The organism is Streptomyces hydrogenans (genome assembly GCF_014656075.1).
GTDB classification, from domain to species: domain Bacteria; phylum Actinomycetota; class Actinomycetes; order Streptomycetales; family Streptomycetaceae; genus Streptomyces; species Streptomyces hydrogenans.
On sequence record NZ_BNBS01000231.1, the window covers coordinates 1 to 5597 of the forward strand.

4 protein-coding genes are annotated in these 5597 nt (G+C 71.0%); 3 read left to right on the forward strand and 1 reads right to left on the reverse strand.

Annotated elements, in window-relative coordinates; all coding sequences use genetic code 11:
• Positions 1-1162: 1162 nt before the first annotated feature.
• Positions 1163-1660 (forward strand): allene oxide cyclase barrel-like domain-containing protein, encoded by a 498-nt coding sequence (locus IE321_RS40465; protein WP_190226628.1) that lies wholly within the window; start codon positions 1163-1165, stop codon positions 1658-1660.
• 305 nt (positions 1661-1965) lie between these two features.
• A complete protein-coding gene (locus IE321_RS40470; RefSeq protein ID WP_190226629.1) occupies positions 1966-2892 on the forward strand; it encodes a hypothetical protein in 927 nt (308 codons plus the stop codon).
• Positions 2893-3006: 114 nt separating this feature from the next.
• Here the strand turns inward: IE321_RS40470 and IE321_RS40475 are convergent, their stop codons facing one another.
• Positions 3007-4212 carry an MFS transporter gene (locus tag IE321_RS40475; protein ID WP_229916818.1) on the reverse strand — a complete coding sequence of 402 codons (1206 nt, stop codon included), beginning with the start codon at positions 4210-4212 and terminating at the stop codon, positions 3007-3009.
• 59 nt (positions 4213-4271) lie between these two features.
• Between IE321_RS40475 and IE321_RS40480 the strand changes: the two genes are divergently transcribed.
• Positions 4272-5270: an ArsR/SmtB family transcription factor gene (locus IE321_RS40480; protein WP_190226631.1), complete on the forward strand. Its 999-nt coding sequence runs from the start codon at positions 4272-4274 to the stop codon at positions 5268-5270.
• Positions 5271-5597 lie beyond the last annotated feature (327 nt).

The window sequence follows — 5597 nt, forward strand, 5'->3', positions numbered from 1 at the left end:
GGTCCACCCCTCTGGTGAGGGGTGGACCACCACCGTTCTCGCTGCCCGCTGTCACTCCGTAGATGGCCAAGAGCTGCTGGCTGGCATCGGCCCGGCCGGCGGGGCCCGTGCTGGGACGACTGGTCCCGCTGCGATCTTTCGGTCTTGTAGCAGTGAAGGGGGAAGGACGGACGACTCTCGGCCGTCGGGGGCGTTTGATCCGTTGCGGTGAAAGTTCTCTGGGGGCGGGCTGGTGCCCGGGTGGAACTGCTGGTCAGGCAGAGCGCCCTCGTGTCCGCGGTCTACGAGCACTGCTCCCCGCGCCCGCGGGGACAAGCCCTATTCCTTTCCGTCGTACCTCAGCGTCGCTTGCTCCTGGTGCGCGTGAGGATGGCCCCGCTCGCACCGAAGTCGCCTGCGGCGCGTGCAGGCCGGCCGTCGCGTCCGTCACGGTGCTCAGGTTCGTCGTGTCCGGCCGGGCTCGTTGGTACGCGATCAGGGGTGCCCGCTTCGTGGCTCGGTACGTGCCGACGTCCGGTTCGAGAAAGGTGTCGTGGTCGAGCCATGACGAACTGACGGCCTTCGGGTCTGAGCGCGGTGTCCCGGTGTGATGCGTCGAGGGAGGGAAGGGGGGTGGGATCGGGCGTCTACTCCGGTCCCTGCGGCGTACCAGAGGGACCGTCCAGCCACCCCCCTTTGCCCCAGGCCGCTCATGGCGGACACTGCGGGCCGGAGCCCGAGCGGGCGCGGCCCACTCTAATCCGCCCTGCTGACAGGGCCGCGGTCCTCTCCGCAGATCTTGGCGAACGCTCCGTCACGCCGCAGGCCGTCTGCTCCCCGCTCGCGAGGATGCCGTTCTCGTACCGAGAGGCTCGCTCGGCGGTCGAACAAGGGCTCCGGTCGCCTGACCTTCCCTCGCCACGGCCCCCGCCGTGGAGCCGAAAATCCCCGTCCTTGACGAGCTGTCTTCCCGCCTGGGCCCAGCCTCGCGCCCCGAGCTCGCCGGCATCCCGCGTTCCCTGGACGTCACCGCTGACTATGGTCCGACCGGCTGGATGTGCCGGTGGTTCGCGCCGGGATGCCCCGCGCGGCGGGGGAGCCGGGGCTATGAAGGGAATCGAACGGAATCGGATGGAAGTTCGCCATCCGGTCATTCCCGAACATCGAGCTCAGGAGTCGCAAGATGCGCCCCATCAGAGCGGCCGGCCTCGGCACGGCCACGCTGGTCACCCTCCTCGCCTTCACCCCCGTCGCGGCCGGCGCGACGGACGCGGGCTCCGCCCAGACCAAGGACAAAAACCGGACCCTTACGTTCCTGGCCGAGGTGCAGCAGCTGACCCGCTTCCCCGTCACCCCCGGCAGTGTCTCGCAGGGCGATCGGGTCGTCGTCCGCTCGGACCTCTTCGACGAGGCGCACAACAAGGTCGGCGAGACCCACGGCACCTGCACCACCACCCGGGGCAGCGCCGACGAAGCGGAGCAGTGCCTCGTGACCTACGTCCTCCCGGACGGCCAGATCACCACGCAGGGGGTGTACTTCGACTACATCGACCAGGGTCCCTTCGACTCCGCGATCACCGGCGGCACCGGGAAGTACGAGAAGGCCCGCGGCTCTGTCCACTCCGAGACGATCGCCACGGACCCGAAGGTCGTGAGGCGCTTCACGATCCACCTCGCCTGACGGACCCCGACGTCCACCTGGCCCCAGAATCCGGCCTTCTCACCTCGCGTCGCACCATGGGTGACGGTCGCACGAAAGGAACTGTGGGTCAGGGGACGTCCGGTGCGGGCAGCCGAAGGCGCACTCCAACCGAGCGATGCCGGGACGCTGTCGCCATCTCGTGGACAGCGGCATCAAGTGGCGTGCCATGCCCTGCGACTTCCCCCCCCCGTGGGTCGGTCCATAGCATTCTTCCGCCATAGGCGGGATTCGGTCCGTCGAAACCGGCGGGCTTCCCCTGGATCGGCGCCGATATCCTCGCGGACGTGATCTACGAGGGAACGACGGGCATGAACGCGGGCGCTCCGACGACAGCGCGCCTGCGCGACGTACTGAACCGTGCTGAGCGAGTCGTGATCGCCGAGGCATCTCCCGATGAGGTGGAATCCGCCGACGTGGCGCGGATCGCGGTGTCCGGTGCCGAGATCGCAGACCTGGCCCAACTGCTGGCCCTTGTGGACGGAGGCACCGGCGACCGGTGTCGGTGCAACGGCTGGCCGACGATCATGGTTCACGACGTCACGGGCGAGCTGATCGCCTGTTGGACCCTGCACCACCAGTCCGGTCTTCGAGGAATCGGTGACTGCGATGCCGATCTTCAGGACGGTCCGGCACTCACCGAGTGGCTGGCGGAGCGGGGCCTGACCGGATCGCGAGAGGTTCAGGCGGCGCTGGCCGTGCAAGACGCCGAGGAGGAAGGGCGCCGGCTGCGTTGGCTCCAGGCCGCACCCACCGGTCTGCATGACGAAGCCGTGGAGGTCTCCAACCCGCCGGGGCGCGACCTGCGAGCCTGGTCGGATCGGCTGCGCGAGGCCGAGACGCGTCTCGCCACGCTCGTCCAGGATGGCTATCCCGACGCGATCGAGCGGATCCGCGTCCTGCTCGCATGGTCCGGGATCTCCGCCCGGGAGTCCACCGGCGGCCTGAAGTGGTACGACATGGCGATCCAGCGACTGCTGCTGGCCGAGGACCCCGACCTCGTCATCGCCGCGCTCGCCACCGGCTCGCCGAGCCCGGTCCAGCTCGACGGCGCGACCCAGCTCTTCAGTTCCTTCGACTGGACCGGAGCGTACGGCAAGGACCTGCCGGAGCCGCTGCGGTCGATGCTGATCGGGCACATCCAGGCAGACGGCACCGACCCGATGAGATTCCGGATGCGCCACGGCTACTACGGTGCCGATCGATCTGCCTGACAGGACGCTGCCGGCCTCGGGACGGGGCTCCACCGACACCCTCGCCGATATCCGCCCCCGTATCCCGGCGGCCACCCATTGGCCGGTCGGCCACGACGAGCTGATGAAGGGCTTTCAAGGTGTGGGTGACAGCGTCCGCCAGGACATCAGGGCGGCGACGGCCGAGGCCGCACCGGCCAGTGTGACGACCAGTGCCGGGGCCGCGACTTCGCCGAGCGCGCCTCCGGCTGCCGCGGCGAGACCTTGCAGCGTCATCGTGCCGGTCAGCAGCAGGCCGAACGCCTGACCACGTTGCGTCTCGGGCACTGCTTCGACGAACCTGCGGGCCAGCGCGAGCTGGTAGGCGACGCCGAAACCTGACACGACCAGCAGGACGGCGGCGTATCGCGGTGCGGGGTGCAGTACGAAGCCCAGCAGCGGCAGTCCGAGCGCGAGCGCGAGGGGGCGGGCCAGCCGCTCCCGGCCCGCGGGGCGCACCAGGCGGCCGACGATCAGATTGCCGGCCAGCATCCCGCCGGCGACCGCTGCGAACAGCAGACCCGCCGTGTCAGGCGCGCCGATCTGCGTGGCGTACGGGACCAGCACGCCTTCGGCACCGACCATCAGCGCCGGTGCCAGCCATTGCGCCAGCAGCAGTGCCCGGACCGCAGGCCGGCGCAGCAGAGCCCTGTTCACCTGCCAGGTCTCGCTGATGCCGGCCGAGCCCCCGGTACGACGGGGCGGGTGGTCGGCCAGCCGCAGCCGCAACAGAACCGCCGAGGCCACACAGGTCACGGCGGTGATCCAGAGCGCGCCCTGTGCGCCGACAGCGGCGATCAGCGTGCCGCCGGCCGCGAAGCCGAGCACTTGCGTGCCGCCGGCGGCCATGGAGAAGACGGCACGGCCGAGGACGAAACGGTCGCCGTCCAGCAGGTCGGGCAGAAGGGCGGTACGCGCAGCGGAGGCGACGGCACTGGGCACACCCGTGACGAACACGAGCGCCAGCATGACCGGTACCGGCAGCAGACCGGCGGCGAGCACGGCGGTGACCGCGGTGCGCAGCACCTCGTAGCCGACCATGACGGTGCGCGGGGGCCAGCGGTCGGCGAAGGCCAGCAACAGCGTGCCGCCCAGGGCGTAGGGCAGGAAGCCCGCCGCATACGCCAGCGCCGACATCAGCGGCGACCCGGTTGCCGCGTAGACGGTCACGGACAGGGCGAGCATCCGCACCGTCTCGCCGGTCAGGAAGAGCGTGTAGCTGCCGAACAGGACACGGAACTGGCCCACGGCGAACACCTCGCGGTAGGTGGCCGGGCGTGCCGCAGCGGGCGTGGTGGTCATGGCCGACAGCATCACGGCCGCCCGTCCAGGGTGACTATGCTTTCGTGAGGAGGCGAAACATGCCGGTCATCGAGGTGGGGCCCGTTGACATGGCGCGCACCCGCTACGCCATCTCGCCGCTGGGCGAGGCGGTGCAGGCGCTGCGCGTCGCCGCCGGCGTGCAGACCGCCGGCCCGCTCCGGCCGTGGGCCGAGCGCATCGCGCCCCGGTACGAGCAGTTGCGCCGACAGGTGCCCGCGGTCGCAGCGCTGACGGCGCTGTTCCGCCGCGGCCGCTACAACGCCGACTTCATCCATCCGCCGCCGTCGGGCTCCGGCAGCGACTTCGCCGCCGAACTGGCCGTCGTACGAGCGACACCGCTGCACCGTGCACGCCTGGAACTGGACCGCAACCTCGAGGGACTTCGGACGCCGCCCCGCCACGTGCAGCGCATCCTCGACGCACCGGACGTGGTCACCCGGCTCGCCGACGCCATCGAGGCGAGCTGGCAGGCGCTGGTCGAGCCGGACTGGCCCCGGCTGCGGGCGGTGCTGGAGCGCGACCTGGTCCGCCGCGCCGGGCACCTGACGATGTACGGCTGGGAGGCAGCGCTGTCCGACCTGGACCCCCGGGTGAGCTGGCGCTCCGAAGGGCAGGCGGGGACCATCGAAGTGCGCACGGGCTCGCGTACCGACTCGAAACGGTACCCGCTGGCCGGGCAGGGCCTGCTGCTGATGCCGACGGTCTTCGGCACCCTGATCAGCTACGTCGAGCCGCCATGGCCCTACGCCCTGGTCTACCCCGCCCGGGGCATCGCGGACCTGCTCGGCCCCGTCGCGCCCGCACCCGGCGGCGAGGCCCTGAGCCGACTGCTCGGCCCACGCCGCGCGGACGTGCTGCGCGCGCTGGACGTGCCGGCGACGACGACACAGTTGGTCGCCCAGCTCGGCCTGGGCCTGGGCACCGTCGGCAGCCATCTGGCCGTGCTGCGCGATGCCGGTCTGGTCACCCGCACCCGCACCGGCCGGAACGTCCGCTACGAGCACACGCCGCTGGGCGCGGCCCTGGCGGCAGGCTGAACGCCGCCGGGCGGCACATCTGGCTGCCCGAGGCGGGGTGTCATAACCAAACGACGAACCCACCGAAAGGTGACCGAGCGGGACGCTCTGGGGGCGTTGAGGCGGCTCCAGGAAGCAGGGCTTCCGTGCCGGTGGTCGCCGGACGCCAGGAGCGCGGGTGGGACCTGGGCAAGCGTGCCCGAGCCGACAGGGGTTGTACGCGGTGTACGGCGCATGGTCCGCCTTGCCGCAGCTGTCCCGCCAGATGCCTGCGCCCCTGACAGGAGGCGGAGCGGGGTGGCGGCTCAGCTCCTCAGCGAGGCGATGGCAGTTCTCTTCAGTGACTTC